The sequence below is a fragment of the Methanocalculus taiwanensis genome, assembly GCF_024372745.1.
Taxonomy (GTDB): Archaea; Halobacteriota; Methanomicrobia; order Methanomicrobiales; family Methanocorpusculaceae; genus Methanocalculus; species Methanocalculus taiwanensis.
Genome location: NZ_VOTZ01000007.1, coordinates 52,691 through 69,473, shown reverse-complemented (window position 1 = coordinate 69,473; position 16,783 = coordinate 52,691). Strand labels below are relative to the sequence as shown.

The following is a 16,783-nucleotide window of genomic DNA, read 5'->3' as shown; positions in this document are numbered from 1 at the left end:
CTCATGATTTCATGACAATAGAGATTATCATTCCGCCCGACAATATCAGGATCAAGTCGATACAATGAGCCTTTATGACGAGGTAGTAAGGCAGAAGGAGGCGATCCAGCGACTGGCAGCAGCACGTGGAGCGGTGAATATCCGGCTCTTCAGCTCGGTAATCCGGGGAGAAGAGACCCCGGAAAGTGATCTTGATATCCTCGTCGATTTTGAACCAGGAACAAGCCTCCTTGATCATATTGCCCTCATCCATGATCTTGAAGACCTCCTTGGACGAAAAGTAGATGTCCTGAGCGAGAAGGGACTCCACTGGGCTGTCCGTGATCGGATTCTTCAGGAAGCGGTTCCGTTATGAACGATGATCCGGGTATAATGTCAATGGAAGCGGACAGGGAGATGCTGGGAAACCGGCAAAAGAACGATCCCATTATCCGTCAGCTTGAAGCAGTTCTTCCCCATCTTAAGAAGCGTTTTAGTGTTGCCAGAATCGGATGCTTTGGCTCAGTGATTCGGGGAGACGATCGCCCGGACAGTGATATCGATCTGCTGGTTGAGTTTGCACCTGGAGAAGCAACCTTTCGTAACTTCATGGAGTTAGTCTATTATCTTGAAGATCTCCTTGGCCGCAATGTGGACCTTGTCACCGATCAGGGATTAAGCAAATATCTTCGCCGTACTGTTGAAAAGGAGGTTATCTGGTCTGGAGAGGGAGATTAAAGAGAGGAGAAAGAGGAGATCTCTGATGCAGCTGACATATGTCGCCATCCATATTCGATATTTCAGTCATTCATCCCCTGGAGGAAGAACCTGATGGAGCCTGATAATGCGGGGCCGTTCATCTTCCTCAAAATGGCAGCAGACGGCATCATGAACCATTGCCTTCAATTCTTCGAAATTATCAGCCTGGGTATAGATAGAGTGGCCAGGTGAATGAGCCTCATACCCTCCCTCCGGGGATTCCCAGGCAATGAATATGATTTCCTTTTCAGTGTGCATTGCCTTCAACAGATGTAGATTGTGTATTCCATCATGAAGAAAGTATCATCTCTCCATCCCAATGGGAGGCGATTGTTCCCGGAGCGGAAACAATCAGTTTCTAAAGTGGAAACATTTTTTTCGAAGAGCGAATACAATCGTGATCTCTATCTTCTTGTGCTCGGAGAGGAGTATTTGCCGATCTCGAGATGATGGCGTCAAGGATGGAGAGGTCAATCTCTGAGGAAGTAGGAGTTTTGACCCATATCCTCATCCTGACATCCAACCGATTATCAGACCTCAGGGAGACAGACACCCCATTCTATCTTAGCCTGTTAAGGACAGGGTATACGCTAAAAGGGGAGTCAATTGAAGAGTATTGAATATCCAACCGAACAAGTAACCGTACAAGTAACCGTACAAGTAAAGAATCACGGCCCTGGTTGCAGCCCTAGTTGCGGCCTGAGTTACGGTTCGAGTTGAGACAAGAGAGACAAGCGAATCTCCACGTGCCACCATGGGCATCTTTCGAAAAATCCTGAAATCTCAAGTAAAACAGCGTCTTAAGGATTAGACCTTCTTCCTCTGGTTCTCTCTCTCAAGCAATCGTTGATTCAAAGCTTCAGTATCGTCATGAGGCCACTCATACCGCTCTTTTGTATAATCCCCACTTCCAGACTCATAGCTCTGAATAAAGCGAGCCATATCAACGGGTCCAAGAGCTTTTCTCAGTGCGCAAATTCCCTCTTTCCGGATCTCACTGATTGTTTTCTTCATCTGACATCCCTATGATCCATATGAGCATATTTTGCTGTTTTCGCTCATTTATTTTTGATCCACCCCTCCACCATGCAAACCATTCCCGTCAGTAGCAGGGCAGATGGATGGAACATCCAGATTGTGCTCTCTTCTGGCCAGTATCCATCCCTCAATAACATTCTTCAGGTTTTCCCGGCACTCTTCAAGGCTCCTGCCGGTTGCGTACACCCCTGCCAGTCCCGGAACCTCCCCGTAATACGGCTCCTCATCCTCGATTACTTCATATCGAGCATGTGACAGGGCTTGTGCTATATAATCGTTGATCATGGCACTGTTCATGTCACTGTTCATGGCATGGTTCATAGAACGATTCATGGATCTGTCATCCCCCAATTGACATAATAATTGATATCCTCCAGATCGAACTCTTCACGCTTGTACACACTCACCTATACCGGAAATACCGTTTATGTGCGAGATCTATAGGGAGAATCTCAACCACCCGGATGCGGCTCTGAACCGGGCAGATGCGAAAGATGAGAGTGTAGGTGCGGCTGACATGCATTCTATATATGTCACCACGTACGTCAACATCTCTATCACCACCCAGCCGCTCAATGCCGGAGGCACCAGTGAGAGTATCCAGAGCTTCAAGTGTGCGAAGATGGCGGAGGATGACACGCCTGCTTTTAAGAGGAAGCCCGAGAACAAACTCACAGGCAGCCCTTTCGATTTCAATCCTCATTCGATCCTCATTCAATCCTCATTCAGACCCCAGGCTTCCCGGGCTTCTTCCAGAGAGAGGTACTCTCCTTCCTCACTGACATGCAAGGCATGCCTGATAATATCCCGTTTCTCCCGTTCTGCAACCAGATCTGAGATGAGATGGTCGAATGTTTCACCCGGCTTCTTGATGAGCGAGAGCTTCTCCCAGGTAGATGGGGAGACAGGGATCCGCTTATAGGTACTCTGGCTAACCATGTCAATCACTTTTGATATATGCACCATATGATACATATGATACATATGGACTCTATGAACCAGGTCAACCGCAGATTATAAGAATGCTGTCATAACGGTCGCGATGGTATCTTCACCACCGGGAGAGCATGTACAACACACCAGCAGGTTATTCTGAAATTCTGAAAGTTTTTTTCCCATAACGGGTTCTTTTGGGATATGCAGTCTTCCTGATCTTCTCAAACGGGCCGAAGGGATTCCCCTCACAGGGCTTTACCCACTCATCCAGCATCCCGAAAAAAACATGGCCTCGTTCTTCGAGGCAACCGAAGCTGAGCAGGCCGCCATTTCCTTCAGTGTTTGTATACAGATCAGAGAAAAGAGGACGAAACCGCTCCCAGTCGATCTAGGAGGGCAAGGCACCAGGATTGTTTCCGTATTGAGCAATGCCGCGATATTCATCCTTAATTACGAAATTAAAGAACGTGCTCATTGATTATTGACCGATCCCGCACTATAGAGTTCTTTCGATGGGGGGAGGTTATTCGAAGTTCTTCCAGGTGAATCAGCTATTCTTCCAGATTTAATTTATATCCCAAAAGCAAACAGGAAAATATGTTTCAAAGAATTGCACGGGGATGGCATCTGTTTAAACAGACATTTGCCATTCTCTCAAGGGAGAAGAGTCTTGTATTCTATCCGATCATCTCAGGAATTATAATTCTGCTCATTCTCGGCCTGTTATTCATTCCTGCCCTGTTTATATTCAGTATAACCGGAATTGACCCTGATAAGATGGGAGTAACCGGATATGCACTCTGGATTCTGTTGCTCTTTGCTATATTTTTAGTTACGGCATTTGTATCGTCATTCTTCAAAGCCGGAATTGTGTATAATGCAACAGAAGTGATAAAAGGCAATGATCCCGCATTCAAAGACGGGATCAGTGCAGCAATGCCAAAAATCGCTTCACTATTTACCTGGGCATTTATTGCGGCAACAGTCGGCCTTATTTTAAGCCTTCTGCGTGAATCAGACAACCCTCTTGGCAGAATGCTCACCGAAATTGTGGTCGGAATTGCCGCTGCTGCCTGGGATCTTGTCACCTTCTTTGTAATTCCGGTTATATTATATGAAGATTGTGGTGCAGTTGCGTCTATAAAGGAATCCTGGGGCCTGTTTAAGCAGACATGGGGCGAGACGGTCATTGCCGGTTTTTCATTCGTGGTTGTTATGATCCCGGCATTTCTGCTTATGGCCGGCACCTTCTTATCGGCTATCTTCCTCCCCTTTGAGGTATTCGGAGGCATGCTTATACTGACTATCATCATCTTTGCAATCTCTGTCATTCTCATATCCGCACTTCAGGGTATCCTCGTTGCTCTTCTGTATCATTATGCAAAGACCGGCGAGATCTCACCGCTTGTTGACAGGGATCTCATCGAAGACGCCTTTGTTGAGAAGAAAGGCAGCACTACAGGTACATTCACCGGCGGAAATATCTGACATCCCAAAAAAATCATTTTTTTTATTATCCGAAAAGAGGCTGTGAAGAAGTTGGGAACGTGAAGAGAAAGCTTCAGGATTAAAAAGAGAGGGGGGGTCCGGTGTGGCTACCACATCAGGAACCATGATGATACAGGCGGCTCTCACAACAACTTTAAAATTCCATCAAAAGGCATCTCCTTTGAGACAATAACCCGCGTGCCGGCATAGGTGAGATCCGGAGTATCCATGAGCTCTTTATACTGGTAGATTCTTGGTCCGTACTGATATCCGGTATCATTGTACCACCAGTCCGGGTACCCGGGCTCTTCCACCGCTTCGGTCTCTGGATCTGTCAACAGGCCATTTGAATATTTCACGATCATTGTTGCAGTCAGGCTCTTCCAGCTCTTGATGATGAGATCTCCCCGCTCAACCGTGAAGTTGGTCATGACAGCCGTTGCACCGGCAGTATCACCGGCAGTAAGACGATCAACTGCCTGCTGATCAGTCTGCATCAGGAGCCGTAATGATTCAGCCTCAAGACTCTGTTGTTCTTCCTGGATATCCACAATCATCATATTATACGCAAGCCCCGCCCAGTTCGTCAGGAGACAGAATGTCCAGTATGCGGTATCCGGATTATATACAAGACGGCTGCCGCTTGTATACGAGGAAGAGAGGTGTTCAGATCGTGCATAGATTGGCGTATACACCGTCTCATAGGGCACTGCCGGACCAAACCAGAGCACACCGGCAACCTCTTCGGGGAGATCCGGACGGATCATCGTGATATAACTGTAACTACAGAAGATCTCAGAGATTGCCCGTGGATAGGCTCCCGCACGAACTTCAAGCATGGTTTCATTCTGGAAGTTCGTATGGGCATCTTCAGGCCCAAGCACACGGTATGGATTTCCAAACGGCCCTGCCGCCAGTCCCGCAGTCCTGTCAAATTCTGTTCCCTCGTAATGATCCCGGAACAGGTTCAGAGTGGTACTGAAATTCACCTTTTCATCAGGAGCAATTGAAAACGGATACTCCCTCGTATAGGTATCCTCAACAAACGGGCTGAGTTTGAGGGACGGAGCGAGGGTGTCCTGGATCCTCCAGACCCGCATCAGTGAGTAGTAGGGATGCGAGTATTCGCCATAACTGACCGTTTCAAGCCAGTCAAGCGGACCATCTGATGGCGACCACCAGCCTGCACGCTCTGCAACAGAGAAGAGGTTATCCGAGTAGTGCATGTCAGGCATCCCGGGAGAGACATCACGGATCCTGAATGTATTTGCAGCAACAAAGATCTCTCCATCCTTTACTTTCTGCGCAACCCAGAGTCCTCCAACGCCGTCCGGGTTCCCGCACATCTCGATCACCCAGATCTCCTCTGCATCTGCAAAGATGAGAGTCTCGCCGGTGCCATAGTATCCATACCGATCAATCAGATCTCCAACAAGGAGGACTGCCTCCTCTGCACCAGTACATCGCTCAAGAGCAACATTTGAGAGTTCTGAAGAGTAGAAGAGTCTCCTGTTCTCTTCAGCCTGAGGTTCGTACTTTGCATAATCTGTGCATTCGGCACTCATCAGGTTCTGATCATTAATCATTCCATACGCCCCGGTGTAATAGCCATATGTCGAGGGAACCTGATCGATATAACCAAGAACATGATTTGATGATGAACCCTGCTTACTTCCTGGAGCATCGGATCCGCTGTTTGGATCAAAGAAGACCGGCCGCTTTTCACCGGGCTGATGCGTTGCCGGGGGGATGTATGTCACAAAGATGTCATCCCTCTTTCTCCAATCCATCCCGACACCATCATTCGTATGGCCAAGATACACTGTGCCATCTTCAGATGCTCCGGGTGTTATTCCAAAGATTGTGCATCCCGAAACAGTTGCCGGGATAACAAGAGCGGTGAGAAGAAGAAGTGATAAAAAAAGTCGGAGATCTACATTTTTTAATGGATTTTGCATGGGGAGAGGTATTCTTAATCGCTTAAAAAAGTTTCTAATTACCCAAATCGGTTTTTCCTGTGAACATGTATGGCCAATAGAATAGCCACCCGGAGAAGAGAGCAGTCCGGTTGAACCAGTCATATGGGAGATGATATGCATGGTTCTGCCATCAGTCTCAATCTCTTCGGACTCATATTCACAGATGATCTTTTTCTCCGGACTGCCCATACCTCTCCACCGCCCTGATGAATCCCCTGTTCCCCCGCCACCTTTTTCCTGCCAGAGACCAATCAGTGAATCAGTATGCCCCTCAATCCCTCACAGGAGAAAGCCGTCACCGGCAGCGGCTTCCAGCTCGTGCTTGCCGGCCCCGGGTCTGGCAAGACGAAGGTGATCGTCGAGAAGATCCTCCATTTGCTTGACCAGGGAGTATCCCCTCAGAATATCCTTGCCCTCACCTTCTCTGAGAAAGCTGCAGCCGAGATGAGCGAGCGGATCGAGGCGCTGCGGCCGCACCAGGATATCGGGATCCACACCTTCCACTCCTTCTGCCTTGAGATGCTCCGTGAGAATATGCTCACAAGCGGGATCTCTATTGCAAACGGGATCATCAGCCGGACCAATGTGCTCGTCTGGGGACTCCGGAACATCGATACGTTCGGCTTTGAGTATATCCGGATCGGAAACAACTCTTCAGACATCATCACCGCGATCATCGACGGCATCAGCGCATTCCGGGACGAGCTGATCACCCCTGAGATGCTTGATGTGTACCTGAAGGGAAAACAACAGACAGAAATGACAGACGAGGAGCGGGATTACCTGAACAAGCTCACTGACCTCCTGAAGGTCTACAGGGCCTATGAGCAGTACAAGCAGGACGAGCACCTCATCGACTTCGATGACATGATCTTCGGAGCTGTGAGTCTCCTCCGGAACAATCCGGGAATCCAGAGCCTGTATAAGAACCGCTTCCCCTACATCCTCGTCGACGAGTTCCAGGATACGAACTTCGCCCAGCTCGAGCTCATCAAGCTCCTCGCAGGCGATCACCTCTGCGTCGTCGGAGACGATGACCAGACCATCTACCGGTTCAGGGGAGCATACCTGACAAACATCCGGGACTTCCGGGAGTGGGCAAAGGAGCATGCGGAGGTTCTGCTTGACGAGAACTACAGAAACCCTCCGGCAGTCCTTCAGCTCGCCTTCCAGCTGATGCAGAGGGCGCCGAACCGGCAGCAGAAGGAGCTCATCTCAAAGAAGCCGGCAGGAGAGCCGGTTGTGGCAGCAGCCTGCGGAAACGAGGAGGGGGAAGCAGAATATGTTGCGGCAGAGATCGGGCGGCTCGTGGGAACCCCGCTCCCTCCACGGGGCGGCGAGCCGGCACGGCCGCTTAGGTACCGGGATTGTGCGATACTCTGCCGGAGCAGGAAGGATGGGGCAAAGTTCCAGGCTGCCCTGAAACGGCACAATATTCCCTGCATCTACCAGGCAGATGTCGATTTCCTGCGGCTGCCAGTGATCCGTGATATGCTCGCATACCTGCAGATCATCAACAACCCCTTGATCGCAGGAATCGCACTCAACCGGATCATGAAGCTCTGCTCCATCCCCGAGACCGTTGTGCAGGCGATCAATACCGTGGCAGCAGGGAGATCCGATCCCGGCAATGACCATGTATTCGAAACGATGCTGGATGCACAAGCCGTTGTCCCGGAGCATGCCCAAAAGATCAGAGAGATCATCGGGATGCTCAGCCACTTCATCGAGGAGAAAGAGAGGCAGGCGCTCCCGGCACTCATCCATTTCGTAATGATGCAGGCATCAGGGCTCTACCGGTCCGCCCTCTATGATGAGGCTGCCATGACCCGGCAGTACCTTGCCAGATTCCTTGAGATCACACAGGAGTACGACCAGATCACCCGTGATGCCACTATCGGCGGGTTCCTTGAGTACCTCCAGTACTTCTCTGACTTCTCTGTAGAGATCGAGGAGCGGGAGGAGGCCGATTCCGTCAGGATCCTCACCATCCACAAGAGCAAGGGAAAAGAGTTCCCGGTCGTCTTTGTCGTCGATCTCGCCCAGAGGAAGTTCCCCCTAAATTACCGGGAGAAGCAGTTCGTGGTTCCATCAGATCTCGCCAAAGGGCTCCGGGCAGGCGAGGACGAGAAAGCGCTCTTCACCCAGGAGGAACGGCGGCTCCTCTTTGTCGCGATGACACGGGCCGAGGAGCGGCTGTACCTTACCTATGCGAAATGGTATGGGAAGAACAAGCTGGAGACAAAACCCTCACCTTTCCTTGAGGAGCTCTCGTTCCGGGAGAACCCGCTGATCACGCTGGTCGAGCCGCCGGCACGGAATATCGATCTCCCCTTACCTGAGGAAACTCCTGCCGGAGAGGCACGCACCCGGCTCCAGGAGCAGGCGATCAGGGCGATTGCTGAGATGCGGCTTGGAACCGCACTCCAGGATCTGGTGACGCTCGAGAGGATCCGAAGCTATTCAGAAGAGGGAAGAGAGGAGTTTGATCGGTACGCATTCATCCAGGCCGCCTCTACCGAGATGCCGATCACCGAGATCATCGGGAGACCCCCGGAACAGGCAGTGGTCCCGGAGACGATGGCGTTCTCGTACTCAAAGCTGCAACAGTACAAAGACTGCCCGCTCCAGTTCAGGTTCAGGCACATCCTGAAGATTGCAGAGCCTCCCGGCCCGGCACCGGCAGCTGCAAAAGGGATCGGCATCCATGCCGTCATCGAGAACCTCGACCCGGAGCAGCCGGCAGAGGAGCAGGTAGAATTGCTGCTTGAGAAGCACTGGACGCCTGATCAGTTCGAGTCAAAGACGCAGGCGGAGCAGAATAAGGCATCAGCCCTGGATCTCCTCATGACCTATCTGGAATGGCAGAAGAGAAACAAGAATACCATCATCGCCCCTGAGAAGTGGTTTGCCTTCTCCTTCGCCGGACGAGAGATACACGGCTATATCGATCGGATCGAGCAGACCCCGGACGGCGGCTACGTGGTGATCGACTTCAAGTCCGGGAAGTCACCTTCAGGCATGACAAAGAAGAGCGTTCCCGAGAACATCCAGCTGAACATTTACGCAATGGCGATCAGGGAGCTCTTTGGAGAACTGCCAAAACGGGCCTCGCTCTTCTATCTCGCAGACAACCGGATCATCGACTACCACCCAACCGAAGAGAGTATCCGGGCATTCAGCGAGAGCCTTGAGGAGATGCTCAACCTGATCCAGGCAGGCGACTTCCCGGCCCAACCGGATTACCAGCGGTGCCAGTGGTGTGCGTATGGGGCACTCTGCGATATGAAGGGCGAAGGGTGACCAGATAGGCTTATTATTAACACCCATGAGATAGATCATGTGGACAGGAGCACCCCCATCACCCTTTTTGATTTCTCATTCAGATACCCTTCTTCAACCGGACCGGTGCTCAAAGGTATACACCTTGAGATCCCAAAGGGAGAGGTCGTCGGGATCATGGGTCCCGCCGGGGCAGGAAAGTCAACACTCGTCTTTGCCCTGGGCGGCCTGATCCCCGATTTTATCCACGGCACGCATTCCGGGACTATCACCGTCGGAGCACAAAACCCGATCACGGCCTCTCCCCGTACCATGGCAGATACCATCGGGATCGTATTCCAGGACTTTGAATCACAGCTCTTCTCATCCACCGTAGAGCTTGAGATCGCCTTTGCAATGGAGAACCGGGGAGTTGACCCGGAGAGCATGCGAAGGCGGGTCCGGGAGATCGAAGCAATCATTGGCCTTTCAGGATTCTCAAAACGGCCGCCGGGATCCCTCTCCGGAGGGCAGAAACAGCGGCTGGTGATCGGTTCTGTCCTTGCCCTGAACCCGGAGATACTCTGTTTCGACGAACCGACAACCGACCTCGACCCTGCCGGAAAGGAGGAGGTATTTTCACTCATTCGATCGCTCTGCAGGAGCCAGCATCATGCCCCTGGTGAAGAGGCCATTCAGAACGGGATCATCATTGAGCAGGAGACCGAGGAGATGGCCGCTCTCGATCGGCTCATTCTCATGGATAAAGGGACAATCATCGCAGACGGCCCACCCAAGGCAGTAATGAAGGATATATCGCTCTTTCAGCAGCTCGGGCTCCGGCCCCTCCCGGTCTGCGAATACTTTGCAGCACTTGGGATCGAGAGCAGCAAACAGCTCCTCTCGGTCCCTGATGCAGTATCACTCTTTCATGCAAGCGATCTTGAGATCGATACAAGCCGCTATCAGGAGATCATCAAGGCCGATAGCATACGCACCCAACGCTATGGCCCCGAGATCATCTCGATCCGGGGAGTGAGCTTCGGATATGAGGATAACCTGGTGATCCGAAACCTCAATCTCACCATCCGGCGGCAGGAGTGCCTTGCGATAGCAGGGGCAAACGGCTCCGGAAAGACCACGGTATCGAGGCTGCTCGCCGGGCTGATCCACCCGGATTCAGGCTCGGTGACGGTTGCAGGCATGGATACCCAACACCATTCAATCCACGATCTCAGCAGGGTGATCGGGTATGTCTTCCAGAATCCTGATCACCAGATCTTCTCGGATACAGTCTTTGAGGAGGTCGCATACGGGGTCAGGCTCCACGGGTTTTCACCGGATCAGGTCTCCCTGAGAGTTGCAGAAGCCCTTCTTGCCGTGGGCATGGAGGGAAAGGAGGATTACGATCCCTTCTCGCTTCCCAGGGGAGACAGGCAGCGGGTTGCGGTTGCCTCAGTCCTGGCGATACAGCCGGATATAATCATCCTTGACGAGCCGACAACCGGGCTCGACTACCAGGATCAGGTCAGGATGATGGAGCTTGTTGCTGATCTGAACCAAAAGGGGCACACGATCATCATCATCACGCATGCGATGTGGGTTCTGGCAGAGTATATGCACCGGGTTGTTCTTCTCAGGGACGGGGAGATCATCGCCGACGGGACGCCACGGACGATCTTATCGAACCCACCACTGCTCGCGGAAAACTCCATGAAAGCCCCACAGATAACCGAATTCTCAACAAAAATAGGGTATCCGATCTGCACGGTTGATGAGATGGCTGCCTGCACGCGGCGGAGGGATGGGGCATGAACATCTCCCTCTATCTTGAGAGGCATACATGGATGCATCGGATCGATCCGAGGGTGAAGATCTTCAGCGTCTTCGGCATGGTCTTCATCGCGCTTGTCGAGGATGAACTGCTTCCCCTCCTCTTTCTTGTGGGGATTCTTCTGCTGGTTGGAATGAGTGCGGGAATCGGAAGAAACCTGATCCGTTTTGCTCCCGTACTCGTGATCATAATCATCATGTCCTCTCTCATGTGGGGGATTGCCACACGGGAGGATCTCATTTATGGGATGATCAGTTCCACCGGACTCCTCTTTGGATTTCTGACAGGAATCAAGCTTCTGATCATGATCCTTTCCGGGATTATCTGGATAAGCACGACACGGACAGAGGAGATGGTGATCGGGATGGAGAAGCTTGGCATTCCACGGCCGATTGCCTTTTCATTCTCAACAGCTGTCCGGATGCTCCCCCTAGTCCTTCATAATGCCCATACCATCTCACAGGCACAGCAGTCGCGGGGCCTCGATCTCAGAAGCGGTTCAATTCGGGAGCGGATCAAAAAACAGATCATGATCATAATTCCTGCCATCGTCTCGATGATACGGAATACGCACCATTTTGCCATGGCCCTCGAATCAAGGGGATATGACCCGGAGAGTAGCCGGAGTTCATTCCTTACAACCAGGATCATGGCAGGGGATATCGTATTTTTGATCGCTTCGATCCTTGTCGTCATCGGGGCTTTGCTCATCAATACTGCACCCTTCTCAACCGATATCCGGGTATTCCTGACACTTACTATCCTCTTTCTGATCTTCATCGGGATGGCACGATTGTCAGTACTTGGAAGAAACAGCAGGTACCTCTGGGGAAATACCCGGATGGTGGTTCTGACTGCGTTCTCTGCTGCACTCTATGCCGCAGTGGTCATTCCATTCAAGGGTGTGGTCCTGATACCGGGAGTGGTGGATCTGCGGCCGGCCAATGCCCTTGTACCCGTACTGGGCTTGTTGTTTGGGCCGGCTGGAGCATGGGGAGTCGGCCTTGGAGTGGTGATCAGTGATCTCTTCGGGACATTTGGGCCCGGAACGTTCTTTGGATTCTTTGGGAATCTTGCAATGGCATGGATCATGTACCATCTCTGGAAGAGGACATGGCTTCTGCGAGGAGATGATCCGGCTCCCTGCCAGATCAATTCGATGAGGAAAACGCTGAATTTCTTTCTCCTCGCCGTTCTTGGATCAATTGCCTGTGCACTTATCATTGCATGGGGTTTTCAGCTCCTCGGCCTGCTGCCCTTCTCTCTCCTCGGGCCAGTTCTTCTCGTCAATAATCTCTTACCCATCTTCCTGCTAAGCCTGCCATTATACCTGGTATTATACCCCCGGATCAAGGCATGGGGTCTGTACTGGTCAGATATTGTCGGGCCTGAAGGCACCCGGGCAAACGAGGGGAGAACAGGTGCCGGAACGCTCATCGTCCTCTCCGGGATCCTGCTTGGCTTTGCAGGCGGGATCCTCGGGAACCATTTCATGCCGGGGTACGGCCTGCTCCTCGCCTCCTTGGGAATCATCGTTATGGTAATCGGATCCCGCCTGTAGCCGGTTCTTCGCAACACGTTGCAATCGGCATATTCACATCAAAGATCCAGGAGTTCTCTTCGAAGACTGCTGCGATACACAGGATCCCAAGTGGCGGGATCCGGATATTGAGATACTTTTTATATTTGGATTTCTTGTCAGGGGGGTTGATAATGAGAGGGGATATACCGGTTTGGAACCGGTTGCACCGTCAGCCTATTGGCATATGCGGGTGACTATTAGAGTATTATGACCGACCCAATAAAAATCGGGATAATTATCTGCGACCGCTACCGGAGTTGTGCCGGGGGGGAAATGCCTGAGATCCCTTCATAACAGGGAGGGGGCATTTTCTGTGTATGAAGATAAGGACGTGGAGATTGCCGGATATGCAAGCTGCGGAGGATGTCCGGGTGGAAATATCGAGTATGCTCCAATGGAGATGAAGAAGAATGGCGTTTCGGTGATTCATCTTGCAACAGGAATGCTTGTCGGCTATCCGCCATGCCCCCGGATCAGGTACTTTTCTGAATTCATCAGGGAGAAGTACAACATGGATGTGGTTGTCGGTACACACCCAATACCTGAGAATTACCTCACGACCCACACATCGCTCAAGACCTGGGATTCCAGGCTCTGGCAGGAGCTGATCGCTTTTGCATTATCAGACGAGGAGACAAGGAAGGCCTACGATTAGGCTCTCACCCTTTTGTTATCTTCATTATCCCATGGTTGTTTCCGGTAGACCATTCCCTGGAAAATTGCTATCCGGGCATTGTTCTCATCAGTGATGATGACGGTGTATGAAGCGAGCTTTGGATTTTTCGCAAACTCCTCTGCAACCGCGGTAAGGGTGCCTTCCCGTGCAGCAGTAAGATAGGAGATGGAGGCATTGATCGCTGCTGCCAAAACGCCATCTGAATTGGAGGCAAGGGCAAAAGCACAATCTGCAAGCGTAAAGAGCGCACCTCCGTGGACGGTGCCATGGCTGTTTTTATGCCGCTTCTGGATCTGCATGGATACGACAGCCCGGCCGGGCCCGGCATCTATGAGTTCTAGACCATTCTCCCGGGCGAAATGATCCCCCCTGAAGAACTCGTATGCATCATCTGGAGCAGTCATACAGGGAGATGGTGCCTGATCAAAGAAATACGTGGTGGAAGCCCCAATACGAAGTTGTTCTTTCTTCATGATTGAGCCTTTTTCCGGAAGCCATGAGAATTATGGCAGGGTTGTTAAAACAGAAGAGGGAATGATACAATCAAAACCATTATCCACTGTTTTGCCAATTGAGATAGCAAAGGAGGAATACACAAATGAGCACATGGAAATGCACAATCTGCGGACATATTCACAATGATGAGAAAGAAACAACAAAATTCGAGGAACTCCCCGAAAACTGGGTCTGCCCGGTCTGTGCAGCACGCAAAGCCCTCTTTGCAAAGCAGGAGTGAAATAGAATGGTAGTCCGAACCATCAAAGATGGAATCTCGTGGGTCGGAGCAATCGACTGGGATCTGCGGCTCTTCGACTCCCTGATTCCCACGCCAAAAGGAACAAGCTACAACTCGTACCTTGTCAAAGGAAGCGATAAAACTGCCCTTCTCGATGCCGTGAGCGAGACGAAGGAGATGGAGCTGGTTACAAACCTGATGGCCGCCAAGGCTGATGTGATCGACTATATTGTCGTCCACCATGCCGAACAGGATCACACCGGCTGCCTCCCGCTCCTGCTTGAACTGTATCCGTCTGCACTCGTCCTGACAAGCCCCAAGGCAAAAGAGCTGTTAATTGAGTTTTTCGGCATTGATGAGGGGAGGATCAGGGTTGTTGAAGACAATGAAACTGTTGATCTTGGCGGAAAGACGATGCAGTTCTTCCATGCCCCCTGGGTCCACTGGCCGGATACCATGTTTACCTATATCGCAGAAGATCAGATCATCTTCACCTGCGACTTCCTCGGCTCTCACATAGCGGCTTCAGATCTCTATATCAATGATCCCGAGCGGCTGTATGAATCCGCAAAACGCTACTATGCCGAGATCATGATGCCCTTTGCAGGCAGCATACCAGCATACCTTGATAAAATCGAGAGCCTCAATGTTGAGATCATCGCCCCAAGCCATGGCCCCCTCTATAACAACCCTGATCTGATCATGGGATACTATCGGCAATGGGCAACTGGGGAGCCGAAGAACACGGCAGTGATCGCGTATGTCTCGATGCACGGGAGCACAAAGAAGATGGTGGATATCCTTTCAAACGCCCTTATCGCCGAGGGAGTGGATATAGAACGGTTCAATCTCCCGGAAACTGACATCGGGCTTCTGGCAATGAGCCTCGTTGAAGCAAAGACAATCATCGTTGCCACCCCGACAGTTCTCTTCGGTGCTCACCCGCTTGCGATCTATGCAGCATACCTCGCAGCAGCTATCAAACCAAAAGCACAGTATGCAACGGTCATCGGTTCATTTGGCTGGGGAGGAAAGGCCGTAAAACAGATCGCGGAAATCATCGCCCCGCTGAAATGCGAGGTCATAGAGCCGGTCTACATCAAAGGCCACCCCACTGAAAAAGACATTGCTGCGCTAAAAGAGCTCGCAAAGACGATTGCAGCGAAAAATGCAAAATAAGCATCATGTTGATTAAATAAACCACCACACCAATCATTTTATTATTCCAAACCCGTGTAGTATCTCACTATGACAGAACTGCATCAGATCTACAAATGTAGCGTCTGCGGAAACATCACCAGCGTCATGCACAGCGGAAACGGAAAACTCGTCTGCTGCGGAAAGGAGATGGAGCTTTTGATCGAACAGACCGCAGATAAGACCACCGAGAAGCATGTCCCGATCATAGAAAAGTCAGGGAAAGGATATGTTGTCACTGTCGGCTCAACTCCGCACCCGATGGAGCCAAACCACTACGTCGAATGGATCGAGCTCCAGACAAAGAATGGCACCTGTCTTGCCCAGTTAAAGCCGGGGATGGCACCAACGGCATACTTCGAAACAGATGATGAGCCAGTCAAAGTACGGGAGTTCTGCAACATCCATCTGCTCTGGGCGGACCGATAGAATGGGAAATCTGGATGAACGGGCTTCAGCACCGGTCATCGGTGTAATTCTGCTGGTTGTGTTGAGGTGATCATTAAAGCTGTGATTATGTCTTTTTCCCGGATATTTCGTTGGGCTGAAACATAGCACTATTCTTTTCTTCGTTTTTTGTATCGAAAAATCAATAATGAAAATTCTCCTTCTTCCCAAGTGCAACCACACATATTACCAACTTATCCTGGAATATCTGAAATAATATTCTATAATCTCCCACCCTCAAACGATAACGTGGTTTATCAGGAGGATATCCTCGCACCTTTCTGACATCGTGACGGATTGATGGATCGGCAGCATACTTCTCCAGAGCGATACCTATTCTTATACGAGCGACCCGTGGTAATGCAGCAAATGATTTCTCAGCAGAAGGTGTTAAGAGGACCCTGAACATTATTCCTCACCGAGTTGCCGTATTATCTGATCATCACCAAGATCACACATTATATCCCGGAGAGTCCGGTAACGGCCTGCCTTGATGTCCTCTTCACTTACTTTTAAACTTTCAATTTCATCCGGGGAAAGAGGCTCATCATCATATGCTGCATCAGCAAGGCGATTTATGAGTTCATCGTATGTTTCCCTTGGATGAATCTTCAGATCATTGAGTTTTTCTTTTGTCTCTGGCCGGAGCTGAACTGACGTCATTGACATATAGACATACAGTCGCTATAGAATATTATAGATTTCGGTTGCAAACATTATAATATGAAGAATTGGTTATAGATAACATGAGCACATTATAAGACTCTCATACGCACTGACAGCACAGTGTTAACTGTATGGAATGAAGGAGCCATACAAGAGAAGGCTCACCCATTCCCACGCAATCCCTTTATATTCAGACCACGAGTAC

The 16,783-nt window shown here is 50.8% G+C and carries 19 protein-coding genes; 10 read left to right on the top strand and 9 right to left on the bottom strand.

The features are described 5' to 3' along the window. The first annotated feature begins 64 nt into the window (after positions 1-64). Positions 65-355 carry a nucleotidyltransferase family protein gene (locus FTO68_RS04660; protein WP_255332215.1) on the top strand — a complete coding sequence of 97 codons (291 nt, stop codon included), beginning with the start codon at positions 65-67 and terminating at the stop codon, positions 353-355. After that, entirely contained in the window at positions 352-717 is a 366-nt protein-coding gene (locus FTO68_RS04655; protein WP_368659874.1) for a nucleotidyltransferase family protein, read from the top strand. Before FTO68_RS04660 ends, FTO68_RS04655 begins: the two co-directional genes overlap by 4 nt. A 66-nt stretch (positions 718-783) precedes the next feature. On the opposite strand, the gene FTO68_RS04650 is transcribed toward FTO68_RS04655, so the two are convergent. The 5 genes from FTO68_RS04650 to FTO68_RS04630 form a co-directional block, all read right to left on the bottom strand. Beyond that, the gene (locus FTO68_RS04650) at positions 784-996 is read right to left on the bottom strand and encodes a hypothetical protein (protein WP_255332214.1); all 213 of its coding nucleotides are present in this window, start codon (positions 994-996) and stop codon (positions 784-786) included. 549 nt (positions 997-1,545) lie between these two features. Further along, positions 1,546-1,752 carry a hypothetical protein gene (locus tag FTO68_RS04645; protein ID WP_255332213.1) on the bottom strand — a complete coding sequence of 69 codons (207 nt, stop codon included), beginning with the start codon at positions 1,750-1,752 and terminating at the stop codon, positions 1,546-1,548. A gap of 48 nt (positions 1,753-1,800) precedes the next feature. Further along, positions 1,801-2,085 carry a type II toxin-antitoxin system HicB family antitoxin gene (locus FTO68_RS04640; protein ID WP_255332212.1) on the bottom strand — a complete coding sequence of 95 codons (285 nt, stop codon included), beginning with the start codon at positions 2,083-2,085 and terminating at the stop codon, positions 1,801-1,803. Between the two features lie 94 nt (positions 2,086-2,179). Next, entirely contained in the window at positions 2,180-2,479 is a 300-nt protein-coding gene (locus FTO68_RS04635; protein WP_255332211.1) for a hypothetical protein, read from the bottom strand. An 11-nt stretch (positions 2,480-2,490) separates the two neighbouring features. Further along, on the bottom strand, positions 2,491-2,715 hold the full coding sequence (locus FTO68_RS04630) for a hypothetical protein (RefSeq protein ID WP_255332210.1): 225 nt from the start codon (positions 2,713-2,715) through the stop codon (positions 2,491-2,493). 594 nt (positions 2,716-3,309) lie between these two features. Between FTO68_RS04630 and FTO68_RS04625 the strand changes: the two genes are divergently transcribed. After that, positions 3,310-4,200, top strand: coding sequence for a DUF6159 family protein (locus FTO68_RS04625; RefSeq protein ID WP_255332209.1), 891 nt, complete (start codon positions 3,310-3,312; stop codon positions 4,198-4,200). Between the two features lie 143 nt (positions 4,201-4,343). Here FTO68_RS04625 and FTO68_RS04620 read toward each other — a convergent pair whose 3' ends face one another. Next, positions 4,344-6,158 carry a dipeptidase gene (locus FTO68_RS04620; protein ID WP_255332208.1) on the bottom strand — a complete coding sequence of 605 codons (1,815 nt, stop codon included), beginning with the start codon at positions 6,156-6,158 and terminating at the stop codon, positions 4,344-4,346. Between the two features lie 285 nt (positions 6,159-6,443). Here FTO68_RS04620 and FTO68_RS04615 point away from each other — a divergent pair, with 285 nt between their 5' ends. From FTO68_RS04615 to FTO68_RS04600, 4 genes are all read left to right on the top strand, one after another. Further along, complete coding sequence (locus FTO68_RS04615) at positions 6,444-9,482, top strand: ATP-dependent helicase (RefSeq protein WP_255332207.1); 3,039 nt, start codon at positions 6,444-6,446, stop codon at positions 9,480-9,482. A 39-nt stretch (positions 9,483-9,521) separates the two neighbouring features. Further along, positions 9,522-11,255: an ABC transporter ATP-binding protein gene (locus FTO68_RS11940; protein ID WP_255332206.1), complete on the top strand. Its 1,734-nt coding sequence runs from the start codon at positions 9,522-9,524 to the stop codon at positions 11,253-11,255. Continuing rightward, positions 11,252-12,835 carry a CbiQ family ECF transporter T component gene (locus tag FTO68_RS04605; RefSeq protein WP_255332205.1) on the top strand — a complete coding sequence of 528 codons (1,584 nt, stop codon included), beginning with the start codon at positions 11,252-11,254 and terminating at the stop codon, positions 12,833-12,835. Before FTO68_RS11940 ends, FTO68_RS04605 begins: the two co-directional genes overlap by 4 nt. Positions 12,836-13,169: 334 nt before the next feature. Then, positions 13,170-13,511: a CGGC domain-containing protein gene (locus FTO68_RS04600; RefSeq protein ID WP_255332204.1), complete on the top strand. Its 342-nt coding sequence runs from the start codon at positions 13,170-13,172 to the stop codon at positions 13,509-13,511. Here the strand turns inward: FTO68_RS04600 and FTO68_RS04595 are convergent. Continuing rightward, the gene (locus FTO68_RS04595) at positions 13,508-13,936 is read right to left on the bottom strand and encodes a PaaI family thioesterase (protein ID WP_255332203.1); all 429 of its coding nucleotides are present in this window, start codon (positions 13,934-13,936) and stop codon (positions 13,508-13,510) included. The genes FTO68_RS04600 and FTO68_RS04595 overlap by 4 nt on opposite strands. Before the next feature lie 194 nt (positions 13,937-14,130). Between FTO68_RS04595 and FTO68_RS04590 the strand changes: the two genes are divergently transcribed. The 3 genes from FTO68_RS04590 (at position 14,131) to FTO68_RS04580 (ending at position 15,894) form a co-directional block, all read left to right on the top strand. Beyond that, positions 14,131-14,268, top strand: a complete 138-nt coding sequence (locus tag FTO68_RS04590) for a rubredoxin (RefSeq protein WP_255332202.1) — start codon at positions 14,131-14,133, stop codon at positions 14,266-14,268. A 6-nt stretch (positions 14,269-14,274) separates the two neighbouring features. Then, entirely contained in the window at positions 14,275-15,447 is a 1,173-nt protein-coding gene (locus tag FTO68_RS04585) for an FprA family A-type flavoprotein (protein WP_255332201.1), read from the top strand. A 69-nt stretch (positions 15,448-15,516) separates the two neighbouring features. Next, positions 15,517-15,894: a desulfoferrodoxin gene (locus tag FTO68_RS04580; protein ID WP_255332200.1), complete on the top strand. Its 378-nt coding sequence runs from the start codon at positions 15,517-15,519 to the stop codon at positions 15,892-15,894. Between the two features lie 160 nt (positions 15,895-16,054). Here FTO68_RS04580 and FTO68_RS11935 read toward each other — a convergent pair whose 3' ends face one another. Beyond that, a complete protein-coding gene (locus FTO68_RS11935; protein WP_368659873.1) occupies positions 16,055-16,321 on the bottom strand; it encodes a type II toxin-antitoxin system RelE family toxin in 267 nt (88 codons plus the stop codon). Further along, positions 16,321-16,581 carry a DUF7557 family protein gene (locus tag FTO68_RS04575; protein WP_255332199.1) on the bottom strand — a complete coding sequence of 87 codons (261 nt, stop codon included), beginning with the start codon at positions 16,579-16,581 and terminating at the stop codon, positions 16,321-16,323. The genes FTO68_RS11935 and FTO68_RS04575 overlap by 1 nt, the downstream gene beginning before the upstream one ends. Positions 16,582-16,783: the final 202 nt, after the last annotated feature.

What these genes read in the sequence shown, in the direction of transcription:
- FTO68_RS04660 (WP_255332215.1), top strand. Translation starts at nt 65, where the DNA reads ATGAGCCTTTATGACGAGGTAGTAAGGCAGAAGGAGGCGATCCAGCGA.
- FTO68_RS04655 (WP_368659874.1), top strand. Translation starts at nt 352, where the DNA reads ATGAACGATGATCCGGGTATAATGTCAATGGAAGCGGACAGGGAGATG.
- FTO68_RS04650 (WP_255332214.1), bottom strand. Translation starts at nt 996, where the DNA reads ATGCACACTGAAAAGGAAATCATATTCATTGCCTGGGAATCCCCGGAG.
- FTO68_RS04645 (WP_255332213.1), bottom strand. Translation starts at nt 1,752, where the DNA reads ATGAAGAAAACAATCAGTGAGATCCGGAAAGAGGGAATTTGCGCACTG.
- FTO68_RS04640 (WP_255332212.1), bottom strand. Translation starts at nt 2,085, where the DNA reads ATGAACAGTGACATGAACAGTGCCATGATCAACGATTATATAGCACAA.
- FTO68_RS04635 (WP_255332211.1), bottom strand. Translation starts at nt 2,479, where the DNA reads ATGAGGATTGAAATCGAAAGGGCTGCCTGTGAGTTTGTTCTCGGGCTT.
- FTO68_RS04630 (WP_255332210.1), bottom strand. Translation starts at nt 2,715, where the DNA reads ATGGTTAGCCAGAGTACCTATAAGCGGATCCCTGTCTCCCCATCTACC.
- FTO68_RS04625 (WP_255332209.1), top strand. Translation starts at nt 3,310, where the DNA reads ATGTTTCAAAGAATTGCACGGGGATGGCATCTGTTTAAACAGACATTT.
- FTO68_RS04620 (WP_255332208.1), bottom strand. Translation starts at nt 6,158, where the DNA reads ATGCAAAATCCATTAAAAAATGTAGATCTCCGACTTTTTTTATCACTT.
- FTO68_RS04615 (WP_255332207.1), top strand. Translation starts at nt 6,444, where the DNA reads ATGCCCCTCAATCCCTCACAGGAGAAAGCCGTCACCGGCAGCGGCTTC.
- FTO68_RS04605 (WP_255332205.1), top strand. Translation starts at nt 11,252, where the DNA reads ATGAACATCTCCCTCTATCTTGAGAGGCATACATGGATGCATCGGATC.
- FTO68_RS04595 (WP_255332203.1), bottom strand. Translation starts at nt 13,936, where the DNA reads ATGACTGCTCCAGATGATGCATACGAGTTCTTCAGGGGGGATCATTTC.
- FTO68_RS04590 (WP_255332202.1), top strand. Translation starts at nt 14,131, where the DNA reads ATGAGCACATGGAAATGCACAATCTGCGGACATATTCACAATGATGAG.
- FTO68_RS04585 (WP_255332201.1), top strand. Translation starts at nt 14,275, where the DNA reads ATGGTAGTCCGAACCATCAAAGATGGAATCTCGTGGGTCGGAGCAATC.
- FTO68_RS04580 (WP_255332200.1), top strand. Translation starts at nt 15,517, where the DNA reads ATGACAGAACTGCATCAGATCTACAAATGTAGCGTCTGCGGAAACATC.
- FTO68_RS11935 (WP_368659873.1), bottom strand. Translation starts at nt 16,321, where the DNA reads ATGTTCAGGGTCCTCTTAACACCTTCTGCTGAGAAATCATTTGCTGCA.
- FTO68_RS04575 (WP_255332199.1), bottom strand. Translation starts at nt 16,581, where the DNA reads ATGTCAATGACGTCAGTTCAGCTCCGGCCAGAGACAAAAGAAAAACTC.